Below are 21,458 nucleotides of genomic sequence, written 5' to 3'. Positions count from 1 at the left end.
AACACGCTGATGAGGACCGACTGATGGCCGGCAAGACGCTTTACGACAAGCTTTGGGATTCCCATGAAGTGAAACGGCGCGATGATGGGTCGTCGCTGATCTACATCGACCGTCACATCATCCATGAAGTGACCTCGCCACAAGCGTTCGAAGGCCTGCGACTGGCCGGGCGCAAGCCTTGGCGCGTGGACTCGATCATTGCCACGCCCGATCACAACGTGCCGACCACACCGGAGCGCAAGGGCGGCATCGACGCTATTGTCGACACCGTGTCGCGTCTGCAGGTGCAGACTCTGGACGACTATTGCGATGAGTACGGCATCACCGAATTCAAGATGAATGACGTGCGCCAGGGTATCGTCCACGTGATCGGCCCGGAGCAGGGCGCCACGTTGCCAGGCATGACCGTGGTCTGCGGCGACTCGCACACCTCGACTCACGGCGCATTTGGTGCATTGGCCCACGGCATCGGTACCTCTGAGGTCGAGCATGTGTTTGCCACCCAGTGCCTGGTGGCCAAGAAAATGAAAAACATGCTGGTGTCCGTCGAAGGGCAATTGCCTTTTGGTGTCACAGCCAAGGACATTGTGCTCGCGGTAATCGGCAAGATCGGCACCGCTGGCGGCAACGGTCACGCTATCGAGTTCGCTGGCAGCGCGATTCGCGACCTGTCCATTGAAGGCCGCATGACCATCTGCAACATGTCCATCGAAGCCGGTGCCCGTGTGGGCATGGTGGCCGCAGACGAAAAAACCGTGGAGTACGTCAAGGGTCGTCCTTTCGCCCCGAAAGGCTCCGATTGGGACGCTGCGGTCGAGGCCTGGAAAGACCTGGTCTCCGATGACGACGCGGTGTTTGACACGGTGGTCGAGCTCGACGCTGCCCAGATCAAGCCACAGGTCAGCTGGGGGACCTCGCCGGAAATGGTCCTGGCGGTTGACCAAAATGTGCCGGACCCTGCCCAGGAGCAGGATTTGGTCAAGCGCGGTTCCATCGAGCGCGCCCTGAAGTACATGGGCCTGAAAGCCAACCAGGCAATCACTGATATTCAGTTGGATCGCGTGTTTATCGGTTCCTGCACCAATTCTCGGATCGAAGATTTGCGCGCCGCGGCGGTGATCGCCAAGGGCCGTAAAGTCGCCTCGACTATCAAGCAGGCAATCGTGGTGCCGGGTTCGGGGCTGGTGAAGGCCCAAGCCGAAGCTGAAGGGCTGGATAAGATCTTCCTCGAGGCCGGCTTTGAATGGCGCGAACCGGGCTGCTCCATGTGCCTTGCGATGAACCCGGACCGTTTGGAGTCGGGCGAACATTGCGCGTCCACTTCCAACCGTAATTTCGAAGGGCGTCAGGGCGCCGGTGGCCGCACGCATCTGGTCAGCCCGGCCATGGCTGCCGCGGCTGCCGTCAACGGTCGTTTCATCGACGTTCGCGAATTGATCTGAGGAATACCCGATGAGAGCTTTTACCCAACACACAGGTCTTGTAGCGCCGTTGGACCGTGCCAACGTCGACACGGATCAGATTATTCCCAAGCAGTTCCTCAAGTCGATCAAGCGCACCGGTTTTGGTCCCAACCTGTTCGACGAATGGCGCTACCTGGACGTGGGCTATGCCTACCAGGACAACTCCAAGCGCCCGCTGAACAAGGACTTCGTGCTCAATGCCGAACGATACCAGGGCGCCAGCGTGTTGCTGGCCCGGGAAAACTTCGGCTGCGGTTCAAGCCGCGAGCACGCACCGTGGGCTCTTGAGGAGTATGGCTTTCGTAGCATTATCGCACCGAGCTACGCCGACATCTTCTTCAACAACAGCTTTAAGAACGGCCTGTTGCCGATCATCTTGACCGACGAAGAAGTGGACGAGTTGTTCAAGCAAGTGGAAGCCTGCGCGGGCTACCAGTTGACCGTCGACCTCGCCGCACAGACCGTGACCCGTCCGGATGGCAAGGTGTATCACTTTGAAGTGGATGCCTTCCGCAAACATTGCCTGATCAACGGCCTGGACGATATTGGCCTGACCTTGCAGGACGGCGAGGCGATTGCCGCGTTTGAAGCCAGACACCGGGCGAGCCAGCCTTGGTTGTTTCGCGATGCTTGATTTGATGTAGCAGGACCGCCGTCATCGAGAGCAAGTCCTCTCCCACATGGGAACGCATTTCAAATGGGGGAGAGGGCTTGCTCCCGATGGGGCCAGTGTTAACAACACAAAACCCAAGGAAACCACCATGACCACCACCGCCCACACCCAAGTCGTGCAAAAACAATTCGGCGAACAGGCCTCGGCCTACCTGAACAGTGCCGTGCATGCCCAAGGTACCGAATTTGCGCTGCTCCAGGCCGAACTGGTCGGGCAGGGCGGTGCGCGACTACTGGACCTGGGGTGTGGCGCCGGTCATGTGAGCTTCCACGTGGCGTCGCTGGTTAAAGAAGTGGTGGCCTACGACCTCTCCCAGCAGATGCTCGATGTGGTCGCCGCGGCAGCGCTGGATCGTGGCCTGGGCAACATTCGCACGGTACACGGTGCCGCCGAACGCTTGCCGTTCGCCGATGGCGAGTTCGACTTTGTGTTCAGCCGCTACTCCGCGCACCACTGGAGTGACCTTGGCCTAGCCTTGCGCGAAGTACGCCGGGTGCTCAAGCCTGGTGGCGTGGCGGCGTTTGTGGACGTCTTGTCGCCGGGTAGCCCGCTGTTGGACACTTACCTGCAAACGGTCGAAGTGCTGCGCGACACCAGTCATGTGCGCGATTATTCTGCCGGCGAGTGGATGTGCCAGCTCAACGAAGCCGGCTTGCACGTGCGCAGCAGCAGTCGTCAGCGCCTGCGCCTGGAATACACCTCCTGGGTCGAGCGCATGCGCACGCCGCAAGTCCTGCGCGCCGCGATCCTTGAACTACAGCAGGTGATGGGTCAGGAAGTCCGCGATTATTTTGAGATTGAAGCCGACGGCACCTTCAGCACCGATGTGCTGGTGGTGTGGGCCGAGCGTTAATAATTTTTCCCGACCTGCCCATGGGCGGGTCGCCCGATGAAACGAGGAAAGCATGAGCAAGCAGATTTTGATTCTTCCAGGCGACGGTATCGGTCCGGAAATCATGGCAGAAGCAGTCAAGGTCCTGGAATTGGCCAACACCAAGTACAGCCTGGGCTTTGAGTTGAGCCACGATGTGATCGGTGGCGCTGCCATCGACAAGCACGGCGTGCCCCTGGCCGATCAAACCCTGGAGCGTGCCCGCGCGGCTGACGCTGTGCTGCTGGGCGCCGTGGGCGGCCCGAAATGGGACAAGATCGAACGTGATATCCGCCCTGAGCGCGGCCTGCTGAAGATCCGTGCGCAGTTGGGCCTGTTCGGCAACCTGCGCCCGGCGATTCTCTACCCGCAACTGGCCGACGCATCGAGCCTCAAGCCAGAAGTAGTGGCGGGGCTGGATATCCTGATCGTGCGTGAACTGACCGGTGGTATCTACTTCGGTTCGCCACGTGGCGTGCGCGAGTTGGATAATGGCGAGCGCCAGGCATACGACACGCTGCCATACAGCGAAAGTGAAATCCGCCGTATCGCCCGCGTCGGTTTCGACATGGCCCGTGTGCGTGGCAAGAAGGTCTGCTCGGTGGACAAAGCCAACGTGTTGGCTTCCAGTCAGTTGTGGCGCGAGATCGTCGAAGAGGTTGCCAAGGACTATCCGGACGTCGAACTGAGCCACATGTACGTCGACAACGCCGCGATGCAACTGGTTCGCGCACCGAAGCAGTTCGATGTGATTGTCACCGACAACCTGTTTGGCGACATTCTTTCCGACCAGGCCTCGATGCTCACCGGTTCCATCGGCATGCTGCCGTCGGCGTCCCTGGACACCAATAACAAGGGGATGTACGAGCCCTGCCACGGCTCGGCGCCGGACATCGCGGGCCAAGGCATTGCCAACCCACTGGCGACCATTTTGTCGGTCTCGATGATGCTGCGTTACAGCTTCAATCTGGCGGATGCCGCCGATGCCATCGAGAAGGCTGTAAGCCTGGTTCTTGATCAGGGTTTGCGTACCGGTGACATCTGGTCGCAAGGTTGTACCAAAGTGGGCACGCAGGAAATGGGCGACGCAGTAGTCGCCGCGCTGCGGAATCTGTAATCTCTCGGGCCCGCTTGCAGTTGTCGCTGCAAGGCGGCCCACTTTTTAACAAGGTGTAGTTGCGATGAAACGTGTAGGTCTGATCGGTTGGCGCGGTATGGTCGGTTCCGTGCTCATGCAGCGGATGCTGGAAGAGCAGGATTTCGATCTTATCGAGCCGGTGTTTTTCACCACTTCGAATGTGGGTGGCCAAGGGCCGTCCGTGGGCAAGGATATTGCGCCGCTCAAGGACGCCTACAGCATTGAAGAGCTCAAGACCCTCGACGTCATTCTGACCTGCCAGGGTGGCGACTATACCAGCGAAGTCTTCCCCAAGCTGCGCGAAGCCGGCTGGCAGGGTTACTGGATCGATGCCGCCTCCAGCCTGCGCATGCAGGATGATGCCGTGATCATCCTTGACCCGGTGAACCGCAAGGTCATCGACCAGCAGTTGGATGCAGGCACCAGGAACTACGTCGGCGGCAATTGCACCGTCAGCCTGATGCTGATGGGCCTGGGTGGCCTGTTCGAGGCTGGCTTGGTGGAGTGGATGAGCGCGATGACTTATCAGGCGGCCTCGGGGGCCGGTGCGCAGAACATGCGTGAACTGATCAAGCAAATGGGGGCGACCCACGCCGCTGTCGCCGATCAATTGGCTGACCCGGCCAGCGCGATCCTCGACATTGACCGTCGTGTGGCCGAAGCCATGCGCAGCGATGCCTACCCCACCGAGAACTTCGGCGTGCCGTTGGCCGGTAGCCTGATCCCATGGATCGACAAAGAACTGCCGAACGGCCAGAGCCGTGAAGAATGGAAGGCGCAGGCCGAGACCAACAAAATTCTCGGTCGCTTCAAGAACCCGATCCCGGTGGATGGGATTTGCGTGCGCATTGGCGCCATGCGTTGCCACAGCCAGGCGCTGACCATCAAGTTGAACAAAGATGTGCCGATCGCCGATATCGAAGGGCTGATCAGCCAGCACAACCCATGGGTCAAGCTGGTGCCGAACAACCGCGAAATCAGCATGCAGGAGCTGAGCCCGACCAAGGTTACCGGCACCTTGAATGTACCGGTGGGCCGTCTGCGCAAGTTGAACATGGGCAGCCAGTTCCTCGGTGCGTTCACCGTTGGCGACCAACTGCTGTGGGGCGCTGCTGAGCCGTTGCGTCGCATGCTGCGGATCTTGCTGGAACGTTGATCGCTTGAGGTAATAAGAGAACCCCGCGCTCTGGTGACAGGCGCGGGTTTTTTGTTGCTTGTCAGGGCCCCATCGAGAGCAAGCCCCTCCCACATTTGCCTCCATTCCAAAGAGGGAGCTCGGTTGAATGTGGGAGGGGGCTTGCTCCCGATGAGGCCATCAGCGGCGCTACAAAACCCAGGCCAATTGCCTCGCCCCCTACCACCCGGTAAAGTGCCGCTCCCCCCGCAATGCCCGAGGCAGCTACCATGACCCAGACCTTTGAAATCGCCGTGATCGGCGCCACCGGTACCGTTGGTGAAACCCTGGTGCAGATTCTCGAAGAGCTGGATTTTCCGGTGGGCACCCTGTACCTGTTGGCAGGCAGTAACTCCGCCGGCGCGTCGGTACCGTTTCGTGGCAAGAACGTGCGGGTCAAGGAAGTCGATGAGTTCGACTTCAGCAAGGCGCAACTGGCGTTCTTTGCCGCTGGCCCTGCGGTAACCCTGAGCTTCGCGCCACGGGCCACGGCGGCAGGGTGTTCGGTGATCGACTTGTCCGGCGCCCTGCCCGCCGGGCAGGCGCTTCAAGTGGTGCCTGAAGCTAATGCTCATGTTCTCGATGGCCTGAAAAAACCGTTCCAGCTTGGCAGCCCAAGCCCGTCCGCCACCAACCTGGCGGTGGTCCTGGCGCCGTTGCGCGGTTTGCTGGATATCCAGCGTGTCAGCGTTACCGCGAACCTGGCGGTGTCGGCGCAAGGCCGCGAAGCGGTCAGTGAGTTGGCCCGCCAGACGGCGGAACTGCTGAACGTGCGCCCGCTGGAGCCGAAGTTCTTCGATCGGCAAATGGCCTTCAACCTGCTGGCACAAGTCGGCACGCCAGACGCCCAGGGTCATACAGTCCTGGAGAAGCGTCTCGTACACGAACTTCGTGCGGTTCTGGAATTACCTTTGCTAAAGATTTCCGCAACTTGCGTTCAAGCCCCGGTGTTTTTTGGCGATAGCCTGACTGTGTCGTTGCAGTTGGACGCGCCGGTCGACCTTGCGGCAGTTAGCCGCGCGCTCGACGCCGCGCCGGGCATAGAGCTTGTGGATGAGGGTGATTACCCCACCGCCGTGGGCGATGCAGTGGGCCAGGACGTGGTCTATGTGGGCCGGGTTCGCGCCGGGGTGGATGACCCGGCGGAACTTAATCTGTGGCTGACGTCAGATAACGTACGCAAAGGCGCCGCACTCAATGCCGTACAACTGGCGCAGTTGTTGATAAAAGACCTTGTGTAAAAGATACTTGGCGGCAATTTGTAGATTGATTCTAGCCAGGCGCTATGCTTGGGCTCCTTGCAGGAAAAATTGCGTGTCGGTGACTTATCGGCTCGCCATGCCGAATGGCAGCGATACCCAACCTTCTCGCAGGCCGGGGAGTGTTCAGACAAAGGATGAGGCTATGGTTCAAGTTCGCAAACTGGTGTTAGCAATAGCGGCCGCCTCGGCGCTGTCTTCCGGTATGGCGCAGGCGCTGCAACTGGGGGAAATGACTCTCAAGTCGCAGCTGAACCAGCCATTGTCTGTGGAGATCGAGTTGCTGGATGTGGGTGGCCTGAGCGCCTCCGATATTGTCCCCGGCCTTGCGTCCTCCCAAGCCTTTGTAGATGCAGGCGTCGACCGCCAGGCATTCCTTGATGAGCTGACTTTCACGCCTGTGCTCAATCCTGGCGGGCGCAGCGTGGTGCGTGTCACCTCCGGTAAGCCGTTGCCGGATTCCTATGTGCGCTTCCTGTTGCAGGTGCAATGGCCTAACGGCCGGCTGATGCGTGATTACAGTGTCTTGCTGGACCCGGCCAAGTTCGACCAGGCGCCGCCAGCCAGCACACCGACTCCACGCCTCGGCGCGCCTTCGGCCTCCGGGAAGACCACGGTTGATGAATACACCACGAATTCCCGCGATACCTTGTGGGAAATCGCCGCCAAGCACCGTAACGGCGGTTCGATTCAGCAGACCATGTTGGCTATCCAGGCACTGAACCCGGACGCGTTTCTCGATGGCAACATCAATCGTCTGAAGTCCGGCACCGTCCTGCGTCTGCCTGATTCCGTGCAAAGCACCAGTCTGGCACAGCCCCAGGCGATTGCCGAGGTGAGTGCGCAGAACGCGGCCTGGCGCCAAGGGCGTCGCGGGGGAGGCAATCAGGTGGCGGGGCGCCAGCAACTGGATGCCACTAAACGCACCCAGGCCGGCGCGGCTCCTTCGCAGACCGCGGCGAAAGACAACCTGAGCCTGGTCTCGGCTGATGCCGCGAAAACCGGCGTAAAGGGCGCTGTCGGCGACAACAAGGCGCTGAACAACCAATTGGCGGTGACCCAGGAAAGCCTGGATTCGGCCCGGCGCGAAAACGAAGAACTCAAAAGCCGCATGGCTGATCTGCAAAGCCAGTTGGACAAGCTGCAACGCTTGATCGAGCTCAAGAACAACCAGTTGGCCCAGTTGCAGGCCGATGGTGGCGCCCCGGCACAGCCTGCGGCGATGCCCGCCGAACTGGCAGCGGCTCCTGGCGCCGAGGCACCAGCAGCGGTCGTAGCGCCCGCCCAGGCGTCGACCAAGGCTGATGCGCCCGCCACGACTGAGGGCAAGTTCAACGAGCTGTTGACCAACCCCATTGTCCTGGGGGTGATCGGTGGTGCGGCGGGCTTGCTGGTGCTGTTGCTCCTGTTGCTATGGGCCCGCCATCGCAACGCACGCCTGGAAGAGGAAAAGCACCTGCGCATGGCGCGAGCGTTGGAAGAGCCTGAGTTTTCGTCGAACCTTGAGCGGGACCTGCCCTCAGACAGTTTCGAAGGCCTTGACGTCCCGCCGGCAAACGTCAAGCTGGCTCCAGCTTCAGCTCCCGTCGCTCCTGCTGTCGTTGTGGCGGCGGCCATCAAGCCGATTATCGAGGCGGGTTCCACTGACGCCTTGGCGCAAGCGCAATCCCACCTGGATCGTGGCCACCTGAACCAGGCGGCTGCAATCCTGGCAGAGGCCATCCCGCTGGAGCCCAAGCGCAGTGACCTGCGTCTGAAGCTGATGGAAGTCTACGGCCAGCAAGGCGACAAAGACGGTTTTGTGACTCAGGAGCGCCAACTGGTCGCCAATGGCGAAAACCATGCCCAGGTCGAGCTGCTGAAAAGCCGCTTCCCGGCCATGGCCGTGATGGCTGCCGGCGTCAGTGCGGCGGTCGCGGCTGCGGCGCTGGATGCCCAGTACGTCAAAGATCTGCTCAAGGATGAACCAGCGCCGGTTGCCGCTCCTTTGGACGAGGACTTTGATCTGAGCCTGGACGAGCTTGAAGCTGCTTCGCCGACAGCGCTGGACCCGCAAGTCGAAGACTTGAGTTTTGACTCGGTGTTACAGCAACAAACCCAAGCCAAAGCGGATCCGGGCGACTTGTCCGATTTTGATCTCGACTTGCCGTTGGATTCACCAACCTCCCAGGCTGACGATGACTTCCTTTCGGGGCTGGAAGATCAGATGAAGGATCTGCCGCCTGTAGAGCCGCCCACTCTGACACCAGCCGCACTGGATGACATTGAGCTACCGGAAGATTTCGATTTGTCTCTGGCGGATGAGCCGGATGCGCCGGAAACGACCACGCCGAACGCTTTTGCTTCAGAGTTGAATGATGTCAACGTCGAGCTGGAGCGCCTGTCCCAGAGCCTTGAGCATCCACCTATAGAACCGAGCTTCACGGCTGAAGATGCGGCATTGGGCAGTGACGATCCGGAATTCGATTTCCTCTCCGGTACCGATGAGGTGGCCACCAAACTGGACCTGGCCCGGGCCTACTTCGAAATGGGAGATGCGGATGGTGCGCGGGATATCCTCTCTGAGGTATTGGCTGAAGGGGATGATGAGCAGAAAACCGAAGCCAGGGAAATGCTCGGCCGCCTGGCCTGAACGGTCTCGCTGGACACTGCGGCAACCTTCGGGTTGCCGTTTTTGTTGGTGCTGGCAACTAAAAAAGCCAGAGACATGGCGTTGACGTCTCGCAGCCTTATAATGGCCGCCTTTGCGCAACTCATCGGGCTCTCAGTTCTTGGCAAATATAGATAACGCGGCCGCCGAAATGGCGGCCGCCGGCTTTTTCAGGATCGCCTTGGGCGTGGAATACAAAGGCTCGCGCTACCGCGGCTGGCAGCGTCAGGCCTCTGGCGTGCCGACCGTTCAGGAAACGCTGGAAAAAGCGCTGTCGAAAGTCGCTGATTCACCGGTTTCGCTGATGTGTGCCGGGCGTACGGATGCTGGCGTGCATGCCTGCGGTCAGGTGGTGCATTTTGATACCCAGGTCGAGCGTTCCATGAAAGCCTGGGTCATGGGTGCCAATATCAACCTGCCCCACGACATCAGCGTCAGTTGGGCCAAGGTCATGCCGGCGCACTTCCATGCACGGTTCAAGGCCATTGCCAGGCGCTACCGCTATGTGATCTACAACGATCAGATCCGTCCGGCCCACTTGAACGAAGAAATCACCTGGAACCACCGCCCGCTTGATGTCGAGCGCATGGCCGAGGCTGCCCAGCACTTGGTGGGTATTCATGATTTCAGCGCCTTTCGGGCTGGCCAATGCCAGGCGAAGTCGCCAATCAAGGAAGTCCATCACCTGCGGGTGAGCCGTCACGGCAAGATGATTGTGCTGGATATCCGTGCTGGTGCTTTTTTGCATCATATGGTGCGCAATATCGCCGGGGTGTTGATGACGATCGGTACTGGCGAGCGTCCGGTGGAGTGGGCCAGGGAAGTACTGGAAAGCCGGGTTCGTCGTACCGGTGGGGTCACGGCGCACCCGTTTGGCCTGTATCTGGTGGATGTCGAGTATCGGGATGAGTTCGAGCTGCCGGAGCGTTTTATCGGGCCACACTTCTTGACCGGTTTCACTGAACTTGGCGGCTGACGCCCGGAAAAGCATTTGTTACCATCCGGGACTTTCCCGGATAACCCCTGAGGTTCCCACAACATGTCAGCCGTTCGCAGCAAGATTTGCGGGATTACCCGCATGGAAGACGCGCTGGCTGCGGTTGAGGCGGGCGCCGATGCCATTGGCTTCGTGTTCTATGCCAAAAGCCCGCGGGCGGTTACGGCCCAGCAAGCGCGGGCGATTATTGCCGGCCTGCCGCCGTTCGTGACCACCGTGGGGCTTTTCGTTAACGCCAGCGCCTGTGAACTCAATGAGACCCTTGATGCCGTGCCGCTGGACATGTTGCAGTTTCACGGCGACGAAACCCCTGATCAGTGCGAGGGCTATCACCGTCCATATATCAAGGCCCTGCGGGTCAGGGCCGGTGACGATATTGCCGCCAGCTGTGCGGCGTACACCGGGGCCAGTGGGATTTTGCTCGACGCGTATGTCGAAGGTATTCCGGGTGGCACTGGGGAATCATTCGATTGGTCGTTGATCCCCAGGGGGCTGGGCAAGCCAATCATCCTGGCTGGCGGTCTGTCTGCCGACAATGTGGCGCAGGCCATTGCCCAGGTTCTCCCCTACGCCGTCGACGTCAGTGGCGGGGTGGAGCAGGGCAAGGGCATCAAGGATTCAGGCAAGATTCACGCATTCATGCAGGCAGTGCGCAGCAGCAGTGGCTTGATGTGACGGCTGGCAGGTTGCCGCCGTCAGTAACTACCACTGTGTAAAACAGGCCGGCGCTGCCTTGGGGCGGCGCGGAATGAAGTGGCAACCACGCGCTGGCGGGTTGTCTGGAAGGCTGAGGGCAGATTCAGGAAATGGCTGGTCGAACGTCTGACCCCGTCCTGATTCTGTCATCGCCACATCAATGAATTTAGCTCAAGGGCATACGCGGGGCTGTGTTCAAGCCACCGGTACTGGAGAAAGAAAGCATGAGCAACTGGTTAGTAGACAAACTGATCCCCTCGATCATGCGTTCCGAGGTGAAGAAAAGCTCGGTTCCTGAAGGTCTTTGGCATAAGTGCCCTTCCTGCGACGCTGTGTTGTACCGTCCCGAGCTGGAAAAGACCTTGGACGTTTGCCCCAAGTGCAACCACCACATGCGTATCGGCGCCCGTGCCCGTATCGACATTTTCCTCGACGCCGATGGTCGTGCCGAGCTGGGCGCTGACCTGGAGCCGGTGGATCGTCTCAAGTTCCGTGATGGCAAGAAGTACAAGGACCGCCTGACGGCTGCGCAAAAGCAGACCGGTGAGAAGGATGCGTTGATTTCCGTCAGTGGCAAGCTATTGGGTATGCCCGTCGTGGTGTCGGCGTTTGAGTTCTCCTTCATGGGTGGTTCCATGGGCGCCATTGTGGGTGAGCGCTTCGTGCGTGCCGCCAACTACGCCCTGGAAAACCGTTGCCCAATGATCTGCTTCGCCGCTTCCGGTGGTGCGCGGATGCAGGAAGCGTTGATCTCGCTGATGCAAATGGCCAAGACCTCCGCAGTGCTGGCGCGTTTGCGTGAAGAGGGCATCCCATTCATCTCGGTATTGACCGACCCGGTCTACGGCGGCGTTTCCGCCAGCCTGGCAATGCTGGGTGACGTGATCGTTGGCGAGCCCAAGGCACTGATCGGTTTTGCCGGCCCACGTGTGATCGAGCAAACCGTGCGCGAAAAACTGCCGGAAGGCTTCCAGCGCAGCGAATTTCTGCTGGAGCACGGCGCGATCGACATGATTATCGCCCGTTCCGAACTGCGTCCGCGCCTGGGCAACCTGCTGGCGCAAATGATGGGCTTGCCGACGCCGGTGTACGTTGCGCCGACTGTTGAGCCAATCGTGGTTCCGCCGGTCCCAGCAAACCTATGACCCAGCGTACCCTCGGCGAATGGCTAGCCTACCTTGAGCAGTTGCATCCGTCGGCCATCGACATGGGGCTGGAGCGCTCGCAACAGGTAGCGGCCCGCCTTGGGTTGGGCAAGCCAGCGCCGCGGGTGATCACAGTCACCGGCACCAACGGTAAAGGTTCTACTTGTGCCTTTGTCGCGGCGTTGATGCAGGCCCAGGGGCTGAAAGTCGGTGTTTATAGCTCGCCGCATTTGCTGCGTTACAACGAGCGGGTGCAGCTCAATGGCGTCGAAGCCAGTGATGAGCAACTGTGTGAAGCGTTTGCCGCGCTTGAAGCTGGGCGTGGCGAGACTTCCCTTACGTATTTCGAAATGGGCACTCTGGCGGCGTTCTGGCTGTTCGAGCGTGCGCAGTTGGATGCGGTAGTGCTGGAGGTCGGTCTCGGTGGGCGCCTGGATACAGTAAATGTCGTGGACGCAGACCTGGCGCTGGTGACTAGCATCGGTGTCGATCACGTGGACTATCTTGGTGATACCCGTGAGTCCGTGGCTTACGAGAAGGCCGGAATCTTCCGTCGGGGCAAGCCCGCCCTGTGTGGTGATCTCGACCCGCCGTACACTTTGCTGGACAAGGTGCGTGAGCTGGACTGCCCGTTCTTCCAGCGTGGGCGTGATTTCAATCTCGAAATCGGCGATCAGCATTGGCAATGGCGCGGGCGTGACGCGCGCGGCCAGACGGTAGAGTTGCGCGATCTCGCGCTGCTCAATCTGCCGATGGAAAACGCTGCGCTCGCCCTGCAAGCCTACCTGCTGCTTGATCTGCCGTGGAATGCCGAGCAGATTGGCGCTACCTTGCTGGGTACGCAGGTGGTGGGGCGCCTGGATCGTCGCGTTTTCGAATGCAATGGCAAACGCTTGAACCTGCTGTTGGATGTGGGGCATAACCCGCATGCGGCCGAGTACCTGGCGCAACGTCTGGCGCGCATGCCGCCTGTGGGCCGGCGTCTGGCGGTGTTCGGGCTGTTGGTCGACAAGGATTTAAGTGGCGTGGTTGCGCCGTTGTTGGGCCATGTCCAGGCTTGGGCGGTGGCGCCATTGGACACCAGTCGCAGTCGTCCTGCCGTTGATTTGCAGGTAGCACTACAGAACCTTGGCGCGTCGGTGACGTCCCATGCCAGCGTATCCGCTGCATTGGAGGCGCAGTGCGCGGTTGCAACGGCCGAGGACGAGATTCTGTTGTTCGGATCATTTTATTGTGTTGCCGAGGCGCTTGAATGGTTGGCCCGGCGCTCCACGGAGGAAGCTGCACATGGCATTACTGGATAGCGCATATAAGCAGCGAATGGTTGGAGCCCTGGTGCTGGTGGCATTGGCGGTGATCTTCCTGCCGATGTTGTTTTCCCGTCAGGATGAACAACGCCAGGTCGTCGTCGACGCACCGTCCGCCCCTCAGGTGCCCACCGTGCCCCAGGTTCAGGTCGAGCCTGTGGTGGTGCCTGAGCCTCAGGCGTTGCCGCAGGAACCTGTGCCGACCGACGAAGAGATCGCCGAGCAGCAGGCGCCGTCGATGCCGGTCCAGCCTAGTGCTCCGGTAGTGGAGCCTGCCCCTGTACTTGCTGCACCAGCGGTTGCGGCCAAGCCAGCAACGCCGGCTCCAGCACCCAAGCCCGTGGCTCCGCAGCCTGCTGCGCCAGGCAAGCCGGAAGTCGGGCAAAGCCGCATTGATCCCAATGGCCTGCCGATCAGTTGGTCTGTGCAGCTCGCCAGTCTGTCCAATCGGGAAAGTGCCGAAGCCTTGCAGAAAAAACTGCGTAGCCAGGGCTATAACGCCTATATCCGTACGGTCGACGGCAAGAACCGGGTATTTGTCGGACCCCTGATCGAGCGGGCCGAGGCTGATCGTTTGCGTGACTTGCTGGGCCGCCAGCAAAACCTGAAAGGGTTCGTCACCCGGTTCCAGCCCGAGCGCGGCTGAGCAGGCAATACGATCTGAATGTGGGAGCGGGCTTGCCCGCTCCCACATTGGTTTCTGAGGTTCTTTAAATGGCCCAGGCTCGTCACAAGCTACTGATTTACAAGGCACCGACAATCACAGCTTACCGATAGCCCGGCGCTCTGCTAAAATGCGCCGCCTTATCCGTCTGTAGGCTGCACTGTGCCATTTACCTGGGTTGACTGGGCGATCGTTGCAATCGTCGCCATCTCCGCTTTGATCAGTCTAAGTCGCGGCTTCGTAAAAGAAGCGTTGTCGTTGCTGACCTGGGTCGTCGCAGGAGTCGTAGCCTGGATGTTCGGCGGCTCCCTGGCCGTGTACCTTGCCGGATACATCGAAACACCTTCGGCGCGCGTTATCGCGGGCTGCGCCATCATGTTCATCGCCACGCTGCTGGTGGGAGCAATGGTCAATTATCTTATCGGCGAATTGATACGTGTCACCGGCCTCTCCGGGACCGATCGATTTCTCGGCATGGCCTTCGGCGCGGCGCGTGGCGCGTTGCTGGTGGTCGTTGCGGTCGGGCTTTTGAGCCTGGGCCCGGTACAGCAGGATTCATGGTGGCAGGAGTCGAGTCTCGTGCCAAAATTTCTATTGGTTGCAGACTGGTCCAAGAACCTCATATTGGGGTGGAGCAGTCAGTGGCTGGCCAGCGGAGTCAGCGTACCCGCTGATATTCCGTTCAAGGAGCATTTCTTGCCAGGCAACACGCCCGAGTAAGCTGTGTTCAGTCAAGATTCATTAAGTAGGGGTTGCGTCGCATGTGTGGCATCGTCGGTATCGTCGGTAAGTCGAACGTCAATCAGGCGCTGTATGACGCGCTAACCGTCCTCCAGCACCGCGGCCAGGACGCTGCCGGTATTGTGACCAGCCACGACGGCCGGTTATTCCTGCGCAAGGACAATGGTCTGGTACGTGACGTGTTTCATCAGCGTCATATGCAGCGCCTAGTCGGGCACATGGGCATTGGCCATGTGCGTTACCCGACCGCTGGTAGCTCGACCTCGGCCGAAGCTCAACCGTTTTACGTCAACTCGCCGTATGGCATCACGTTGGCGCATAACGGTAACTTGACCAATGTCGAGCAGTTGGCCAAGGAGATTTACGAATCTGATTTGCGTCACGTCAACACCAGCTCCGACTCGGAAGTGCTGCTCAACGTGTTTGCCCACGAACTGGCCCAGCGCGGCAAGTTGCAGCCGACCGAAGAAGATGTGTTCGCGGCAGTGATCGACGTGCACAACCGTTGCGTCGGCGGCTATGCGGTCGTGGCAATGATCACCGGTTACGGCATCGTCGGCTTCCGCGACCCGCACGGCATCCGTCCTATCGTGTTCGGCCAGCGTCACACCGACGAAGGCGTCGAGTACATGATTGCCTCCGAAAGCGTGTCCCTGGATGTGCTGGGTTTCACCCTGATCCGCGACCTGGCGCCGGGCGAAGCGGTTTACATCACTGAGGATGGCAAGCTGCACACCCGTCAGTGCGCTGTAGCGCCGAAACTCACCCCGTGCATCTTCGAACACGTCTACCTGGCGCGTCCGGACTCGATCATCGATGGCGTTTCGGTGTACAAGGCGCGTCTGCGCATGGGCGAGAAGCTGGCCGAGAAGATCCTGCGCGAGCGTCCTGAGCACGACATCGATGTGGTCATCCCGATCCCCGACACCAGCCGTACGGCTGCACTGGAGCTGGCCAACCACTTGGGCGTCAAGTTCCGTGAAGGCTTCGTCAAGAACCGTTACATCGGCCGGACTTTCATCATGCCGGGCCAGGCGGCTCGCAAGAAGTCGGTGCGCCAGAAGCTCAATGCGATCGAGTTGGAGTTCCGTGGCAAGAACGTGATGCTGGTGGACGACTCCATCGTGCGTGGTACCACGTGCAAGCAAATCATCCAGATGGCCCGCGAAGCCGGTGCGAAGAACGTGTACTTCTGTTCCGCAGCGCCTGCCGTTCGCTACCCGAACGTCTACGGCATCGACATGCCGAGCGCTCATGAGCTGATCGCTCACAATCGTTCGACCCAGGATGTCGCCGACCTGATCGGTGCCGACTGGCTGATCTACCAGGACCTTCCGGACTTGATCGAAGCGGTCGGTGGCGGCAAGATCAAGATCGACCAGTTCGATTGTGCCGTCTTCGATGGCAAGTACGTGACCGGTGACGTCGACGAGGCTTACCTGAACAAGATCGAGCAGGCGCGTAACGACTCTTCCAAGATCAAGACCCAGGCGGTCAGCGCGATCATCGATCTGTACAACAACTGAGTAGATACCGGCCCTGAGGGGCCGGTTTTGTATCTTAAATAAAGAATTGAGTTGAGGAGTGGCAGCATGAGTCAGGAATGGGATGCCGGTCGGTTGGACAGCGACCTCGATGGCGTGGCTTTCGATACCCTGGCTGTGCGTGCCGGACAGCACCGTACGCCGGAAGGTGAGCACGGTGATCCAATGTTTTTCACTTCCAGCTATGTGTTCCGCACGGCGGCAGATGCTGCTGCGCGTTTTGCCGGGGAAGTCCCGGGCAATGTCTACTCCCGCTACACCAACCCGACTGTGCGCGCATTCGAAGAGCGTATCGCCGCGCTGGAAGGGGCTGAGCAGGCTGTCGCCACGGCGACGGGCATGGCGGCCATCCTCGCGGTGGTCATGAGCCTGTGCAGTGCCGGCGATCACGTATTGGTGTCACGCAGCGTGTTTGGCTCAACCATCAGTCTGTTCGAGAAGTACTTCAAGCGTTTCGGCATCGAAGTCGACTACGTGCCGTTGGTGGATCTGTCGGGCTGGGATGCGGCCATCAAGGCCAACACCAGGCTGCTGTTTGTCGAATCGCCGTCCAATCCGCTGGCTGAACTGGTAGACATCGCCGCCCTGGCGCAAGTCGCTCACGCCAAAGGTGCAATGCTGGTAGTTGATAACTGCTTCTGCACGCCGGCATTGCAACAGCCGTTGAAGCTGGGTGCCGATATCGTGGTGCATTCGGCGACCAAGTTCATCGACGGCCAGGGGCGCTGCATGGGCGGCGTGGTTGCCGGCCGCAGCGAGCAAATGAAGGAAGTGGTGGGATTCTTACGCACTGCAGGGCCGACATTGAGCCCGTTCAATGCCTGGATCTTCCTCAAGGGCCTGGAAACCCTGAGCCTGCGGATGAAGGCCCATTGCGCCAACGCCCAGGCGCTGGCCGAGTGGCTGGAGCAGCAGGACGGTATCGAGAAGGTCCATTACGCCGGCCTGAAAAGCCACCCGCAGCACGAGTTGGCCCAGCGCCAGCAGCGCGGCTTCGGGGCGGTGGTGAGCTTTGAGGTCCGGGGCGGCAAAGAGGGGGCCTGGCGCTTTATCGATGCCACGCGTTTGATCTCTATCACTGCCAACCTGGGCGACAGTAAAACCACCATCACCCATCCTAGTACTACTTCCCATGGTCGCCTGGCGCCACAAGAGCGTGAGGCAGCCGGTATCCGGGACAGTCTGATTCGCGTCGCAGTGGGCCTGGAGGACGTAGCCGATTTGCAGGCTGACCTGGCTCGCGGGCTGGCTGCCTTGTGATCGAGTGGTCCAGAGAGGCGGGTGGGGCGAGCAATGGTCGGGTCGCCCTGGTGACCGGAGCGGCGCGCGGCATCGGCCTGGGCATTGCGGCCTGGTTGATCAGCGAAGGCTGGCAGGTGGTGTTGACGGATCTGGACCGTGAGCGCGGCGCCAAGGTGTCCAAGGTGCTGGGTGACAATGCCTGGTTTATTACCATGGACGTGGCTGATGAGCAGCAGGTCGCTCTCGGCGTTGCCGAAGTGCTTGGCCAGTTCGGTCGCCTGGATGCTCTGGTGTGCAACGCTGCCGTGGCTGATCCGCGCAATATCACCCTGGAAAGCCTGGACCTGGCTCACTGGAATCGTGTGCTGGCGGTGAATCTTGGCGGCCCGATGTTGTTGGCCAAGCATTGCGCCCCGTATTTGCGCGCCCATGGCGGTGCCATCGTCAACCTGGCCTCGACTCGGGCTAGGCAATCGGAGCCGGATACCGAGGCTTATGCGGCCAGCAAGGGGGGGCTGCTGGCACTGACTCATGCGTTGGCGATGAGCCTGGGTCCCGAGGTTCGGGTCAACGCCGTCAGCCCTGGCTGGATCGATGCCCGTGACCTTGCTGCCAGGCGTGCCGAGCCATTGACTGAGGCGGATCATGCCCAGCATCCCGCTGGTCGGGTTGGTACCGTGGAGGATGTGGCGGCGATGGTGGCTTGGTTGCTGTCGCGCCAGGCCGGATTTGTCACCGGGCAAGAGTTTGTCGTGGACGGTGGTATGAGCAAGAAGATGGTTTATAGCGAGTAGTGCAGATAGCGGTCTTGAGCTGTTTTGTCTTTTTCTGAAAAACTTCAAGCAGGCTATTGACTTAGGTCCGCTACCTGCGTAAATTTCGCGGCCTCAACGAAGCAAAGGGTGATTAGCTCAGCTGGGAGAGCATCTGCCTTACAAGCAGAGGGTCGGCGGTTCGATCCCGTCATCACCCACCACTTCTTGAGAGTTTTGCCTTTGGGCAAGACGCAACGTTAAAGTTGCACCGACGCGCAGCGGTAGTTCAGTCGGTTAGAATACCGGCCTGTCACGCCGGGGGTCGCGGGTTCGAGTCCCGTCCGCTGCGCCATATTTTCCAGGCCCGAATTTTCGGGTTTGAGATTGAACAGCCAAGGCTGGTCAGTCAGATGTTTGAAGGCGGTTGAAGCTAATGCTTCAGCAGTCTGAGCGATACGCAGCGGTAGTTCAGTCGGTTAGAATACCGGCCTGTCACGCCGGGGGTCGCGGGTTCGAGTCCCGTCCGCTGCGCCATATCTGTCTCAAGGCCCACTGAACGCCTTGAAGCACAAAGAAAGCCGTTGGCTTCTTTGATCCGATAGCAAAAACCCTGGTCGAAAGACCGGGGTTTTTTGTTTCTGCGATTTGATAATCAGCTGGGGCCGATGATCCGGCTCCAGCTGTTTCCTCAGAAGCCCAGCTTGTCCCGTAGCCCGTAATACCAGGCTCCCATTGCCGCAAATGGCGTGCGCAGGAGTTGCCCGCCCGGGAATGGGTAATGTGGCAGGTCGGCAAACGCATCAAAACGTTCTGCCTGGCCTCTCAGGGCCTCCGCCAGTACCTTGCCTGCCAGGTGGGTATACGTCACACCATGACCGCTGCAGCCTTGGGAGTAATAGATATTGTCTCCCAGGCGACCGACCTGAGGCAGGCGCGACAGGGTCAGTAGGAAATTGCCTGTCCAGGCGTAGTCGATCCCCACGTCCTTCAACTGCGGGCAAGCCTTGAGCATCTTCGGTCGGATGATCGCTTCAATGTTCGCCGGGTCACGTGCCCCATACACTACGCCTCCGCCGAAGATGAGGCGTTTATCGCTGGTCAGGCGGTAGTAGTCGAGTAGGTAATTACAGTCTTCGACACAATAGTCCTGCGGTAACAGGGTCTTGGCCAGCTCATCTCCCAACGGTGCGGTGGTAATCACTTGTGTGCCGCACGGCATGGACTTGGCCGCCAGTTCGGGCACCAGGTTGCCCAGGTACGCATTACCCGCGACGATGATGAACTTGGCCCTGACTTTGCCCTGGGCTGTATGCACCACCGGATTGGCGCCGCGCTCGATGCGCACTGCCGCCGACTGTTCGTAGATTGTGCCGCCGAGGGATTCAACGGCCGTAGCTTCACCCAGGGCCAGGTTGAGTGGGTGGATATGTCCGCCGCTCATGTCGAGCAGGCCGCCGACATAGTTGTCGCAAGCCACTACTTCGCGGATGCGCCGTTCGTCCAGCAACTCAAGCTGCGCGTGTCCGTAGCGCTCCCACAGGCGCTTCTGTGACTCCAGGTGGCCCATGTGCTTGCTGTTGAGCGCAGCAAACACGCCGCCATCCTTCAGGTCGCACTGGATCTGATATTTGGCTACCCGCTCCCGAATGATCCTGCCACCTTCAAACGCCATCTGCCCCAGTAACTGTGCCTGTCCAGGGCCGACGCTGCGCTCTATCACATCGATATCGCGGCTGTAGCTGTTGACGATCTGCCCGCCATTGCGACCCGAGGCGCCAAAGCCGACTTTAGCGGCCTCCAGTACGGTCACGCGAAAACCGTTTTCCAGTAGAAACAGCGCACTGGAAAGTCCGGTATAGCCAGCGCCGATCACGCATACATCGGTTTCCACTTCGCCTTCCAGGGCGGGCCGAGGATGAGCCGCATTGGCGGACGCGGCGTAATACGATTGGGGGTAGGGGGTGTTCGCCATCCTGGAACCTCTGTTTTATATTTTTTACGAGTGCGCCGATCCTACCTGAGTTGAAAATCCGCTGCCAGCCACCCAAAAATCACGTCGCACCGCCAAGAAATAAAAAATACGCATATTCATAGGCTTAGCTGCAAAAAAGGTGTTGACACCCCCTGGGAATTCCGTAGAATGCCGCCTCACAGCAGGCACGTAGCTCAGTTGGTTAGAGCACCACCTTGACATGGTGGGGGTCGTTGGTTCGAGTCCAATCGCGCCTACCAAACAAAATCCGCTCTGCTGGGCGGTCTAGAAGGGCTCACCGAAAGGTGGGCCCTTTTTTGTGCTTTGGGTTTCATGCAGAACGTTCACAAAATATAGGGTTCGTTCACACTGAGCAATGTGAATGCCGATGACGTGATGGCGCCCAGCTACAGCGGTCGGTAACATGGCTTGCGAAATGCCTAGCTTCCATTGAGGGATATCCATGAGTTTTGTAATCCCGACGCTGATCGGAGTTGTTGTTTTCCTAATCGGACAATATCTACTCAAAATGGTGATTGAACCCATACAAGCCTTCAGAGCCGCACTAGCTCGGCTTTCTAATACGATTCTTAGGCATCAAGCCAAGATTACCAACGCAGCCGTCGATGACGAGTTGTCGGGAAAATTATCTGATCATTCGGCAGAGATAGTCTCTGCTGCTGCCACGATCATGTTCTATCGTGCAGCGAGACTGTTCTTCCGGTTACCCAAAAAAACCGGAGTTACCCTAGCAGCGCGAAGTCTGAACCACATCGCCTATTCGCTAAATGTGAGCGCGAGAGAGTGGGAGGCAAGCCCAGCATACAATAGTGCAAAACCTGATCATGCCCGATACGTATATGACGCGTTGACGGTGATACGCCAGCAACTTGGTATCAAGACCAGTTACGAAGACTAGCTAGGCGTATCCGATAGCTACTAGCTATCGGATCATAAATCACCCTTGAGACTGCTTAACGGCAATGTCTCGGATTGTCTGAATATTTTGGGTGGATTGTGAGAGTACAAACCACACTCCGGGGCCTAGGCAGCCAACAGCAAAGCCTATTAATGCTCCGATGTGCTCGTAGTTGCCCTCATTGCAAAATAGCCCACTACCGTTGCCACAACGATCCCTAGCCAAGCGAAGAAATTCACTACGGTAAT

General features: G+C 59.5%; 18 protein-coding genes and 4 tRNA genes. 21 read left to right on the top strand and 1 reads right to left on the bottom strand.

Going from position 1 to position 21,458, the window contains the following annotated elements; all coding sequences use genetic code 11:
* Positions 1–23 precede the first annotated feature (23 nt).
* From leuC to OQ460_RS15665, 19 genes are all read left to right on the top strand, one after another.
* Positions 24–1,442, top strand: coding sequence for a 3-isopropylmalate dehydratase large subunit (leuC, locus tag OQ460_RS15755; RefSeq protein WP_410018352.1), 1,419 nt, complete (start codon positions 24–26; stop codon positions 1,440–1,442).
* A 10-nt stretch (positions 1,443–1,452) separates the two neighbouring features.
* The gene (gene leuD / locus OQ460_RS15750) at positions 1,453–2,097 is read left to right on the top strand and encodes a 3-isopropylmalate dehydratase small subunit (RefSeq protein ID WP_410018351.1); all 645 of its coding nucleotides are present in this window, start codon (positions 1,453–1,455) and stop codon (positions 2,095–2,097) included.
* Between the two features lie 127 nt (positions 2,098–2,224).
* Positions 2,225–2,989, top strand: a complete 765-nt coding sequence (locus tag OQ460_RS15745; RefSeq protein ID WP_410018350.1) for a class I SAM-dependent methyltransferase — start codon at positions 2,225–2,227, stop codon at positions 2,987–2,989.
* A 52-nt stretch (positions 2,990–3,041) separates the two neighbouring features.
* On the top strand, positions 3,042–4,124 hold the full coding sequence (gene leuB, locus OQ460_RS15740) for a 3-isopropylmalate dehydrogenase (RefSeq protein WP_410018349.1): 1,083 nt from the start codon (positions 3,042–3,044) through the stop codon (positions 4,122–4,124).
* 64 nt (positions 4,125–4,188) lie between these two features.
* On the top strand, positions 4,189–5,301 hold the full coding sequence (gene asd / locus OQ460_RS15735) for an aspartate-semialdehyde dehydrogenase (RefSeq protein ID WP_124363600.1): 1,113 nt from the start codon (positions 4,189–4,191) through the stop codon (positions 5,299–5,301).
* Positions 5,302–5,549: 248 nt separating this feature from the next.
* Positions 5,550–6,560: an aspartate-semialdehyde dehydrogenase gene (locus OQ460_RS15730; protein WP_410018348.1), complete on the top strand. Its 1,011-nt coding sequence runs from the start codon at positions 5,550–5,552 to the stop codon at positions 6,558–6,560.
* Positions 6,561–6,723: 163 nt separating this feature from the next.
* Positions 6,724–9,210 (top strand): FimV/HubP family polar landmark protein, encoded by a 2,487-nt coding sequence (locus OQ460_RS15725; protein ID WP_410018347.1) that lies wholly within the window; start codon positions 6,724–6,726, stop codon positions 9,208–9,210.
* A 169-nt stretch (positions 9,211–9,379) separates the two neighbouring features.
* A complete protein-coding gene (gene truA, locus OQ460_RS15720; RefSeq protein ID WP_410022025.1) occupies positions 9,380–10,204 on the top strand; it encodes a tRNA pseudouridine(38-40) synthase TruA in 825 nt (274 codons plus the stop codon).
* A gap of 63 nt (positions 10,205–10,267) precedes the next feature.
* Positions 10,268–10,900 carry a phosphoribosylanthranilate isomerase gene (locus OQ460_RS15715; RefSeq protein ID WP_410018346.1) on the top strand — a complete coding sequence of 211 codons (633 nt, stop codon included), beginning with the start codon at positions 10,268–10,270 and terminating at the stop codon, positions 10,898–10,900.
* Between the two features lie 245 nt (positions 10,901–11,145).
* Complete coding sequence (accD, locus tag OQ460_RS15710; RefSeq protein WP_410018345.1) at positions 11,146–12,066, top strand: acetyl-CoA carboxylase, carboxyltransferase subunit beta; 921 nt, start codon at positions 11,146–11,148, stop codon at positions 12,064–12,066.
* Positions 12,063–13,370, top strand: a complete 1,308-nt coding sequence (gene folC, locus OQ460_RS15705) for a bifunctional tetrahydrofolate synthase/dihydrofolate synthase (RefSeq protein WP_410018344.1) — start codon at positions 12,063–12,065, stop codon at positions 13,368–13,370. The genes accD and folC overlap by 4 nt, the downstream gene beginning before the upstream one ends.
* Positions 13,354–14,019: an SPOR domain-containing protein gene (locus OQ460_RS15700; RefSeq protein ID WP_410018343.1), complete on the top strand. Its 666-nt coding sequence runs from the start codon at positions 13,354–13,356 to the stop codon at positions 14,017–14,019. Before folC ends, OQ460_RS15700 begins: the two co-directional genes overlap by 17 nt.
* Positions 14,020–14,199: 180 nt before the next feature.
* Positions 14,200–14,757 (top strand): CvpA family protein, encoded by a 558-nt coding sequence (locus OQ460_RS15695; protein ID WP_410018342.1) that lies wholly within the window; start codon positions 14,200–14,202, stop codon positions 14,755–14,757.
* Between the two features lie 41 nt (positions 14,758–14,798).
* Positions 14,799–16,304 carry an amidophosphoribosyltransferase gene (gene purF / locus OQ460_RS15690; RefSeq protein WP_124363594.1) on the top strand — a complete coding sequence of 502 codons (1,506 nt, stop codon included), beginning with the start codon at positions 14,799–14,801 and terminating at the stop codon, positions 16,302–16,304.
* Positions 16,305–16,370: 66 nt separating this feature from the next.
* Positions 16,371–17,582, top strand: a complete 1,212-nt coding sequence (locus tag OQ460_RS15685; protein WP_410018341.1) for an O-succinylhomoserine sulfhydrylase — start codon at positions 16,371–16,373, stop codon at positions 17,580–17,582.
* Positions 17,579–18,358 carry an SDR family oxidoreductase gene (locus tag OQ460_RS15680; RefSeq protein ID WP_410018340.1) on the top strand — a complete coding sequence of 260 codons (780 nt, stop codon included), beginning with the start codon at positions 17,579–17,581 and terminating at the stop codon, positions 18,356–18,358. Before OQ460_RS15685 ends, OQ460_RS15680 begins: the two co-directional genes overlap by 4 nt.
* Positions 18,359–18,464: 106 nt before the next feature.
* Positions 18,465–18,540: transfer RNA gene (locus tag OQ460_RS15675), tRNA-Val, on the top strand.
* A gap of 54 nt (positions 18,541–18,594) precedes the next feature.
* Positions 18,595–18,671, top strand: a tRNA-Asp gene (locus tag OQ460_RS15670).
* A 105-nt stretch (positions 18,672–18,776) separates the two neighbouring features.
* A tRNA-Asp gene (locus tag OQ460_RS15665) sits at positions 18,777–18,853 on the top strand.
* Between the two features lie 154 nt (positions 18,854–19,007).
* On the opposite strand, the gene OQ460_RS15660 is transcribed toward OQ460_RS15665, so the two are convergent.
* Positions 19,008–20,291: an NAD(P)/FAD-dependent oxidoreductase gene (locus OQ460_RS15660; protein WP_410018339.1), complete on the bottom strand. Its 1,284-nt coding sequence runs from the start codon at positions 20,289–20,291 to the stop codon at positions 19,008–19,010.
* A gap of 183 nt (positions 20,292–20,474) precedes the next feature.
* Between OQ460_RS15660 and OQ460_RS15655 the strand changes: the two genes are divergently transcribed.
* Positions 20,475–20,551, top strand: a tRNA-Val gene (locus OQ460_RS15655).
* 203 nt (positions 20,552–20,754) lie between these two features.
* Positions 20,755–21,210, top strand: a complete 456-nt coding sequence (locus OQ460_RS15650) for a hypothetical protein (protein ID WP_410018338.1) — start codon at positions 20,755–20,757, stop codon at positions 21,208–21,210.
* Positions 21,211–21,458: the final 248 nt, after the last annotated feature.

Source organism: Pseudomonas imrae (assembly GCF_046352735.2).
Classification (GTDB): domain Bacteria; phylum Pseudomonadota; class Gammaproteobacteria; order Pseudomonadales; family Pseudomonadaceae; genus Aquipseudomonas; species Aquipseudomonas imrae.
This window is presented reverse-complemented; position numbering and strand designations above follow the sequence as displayed.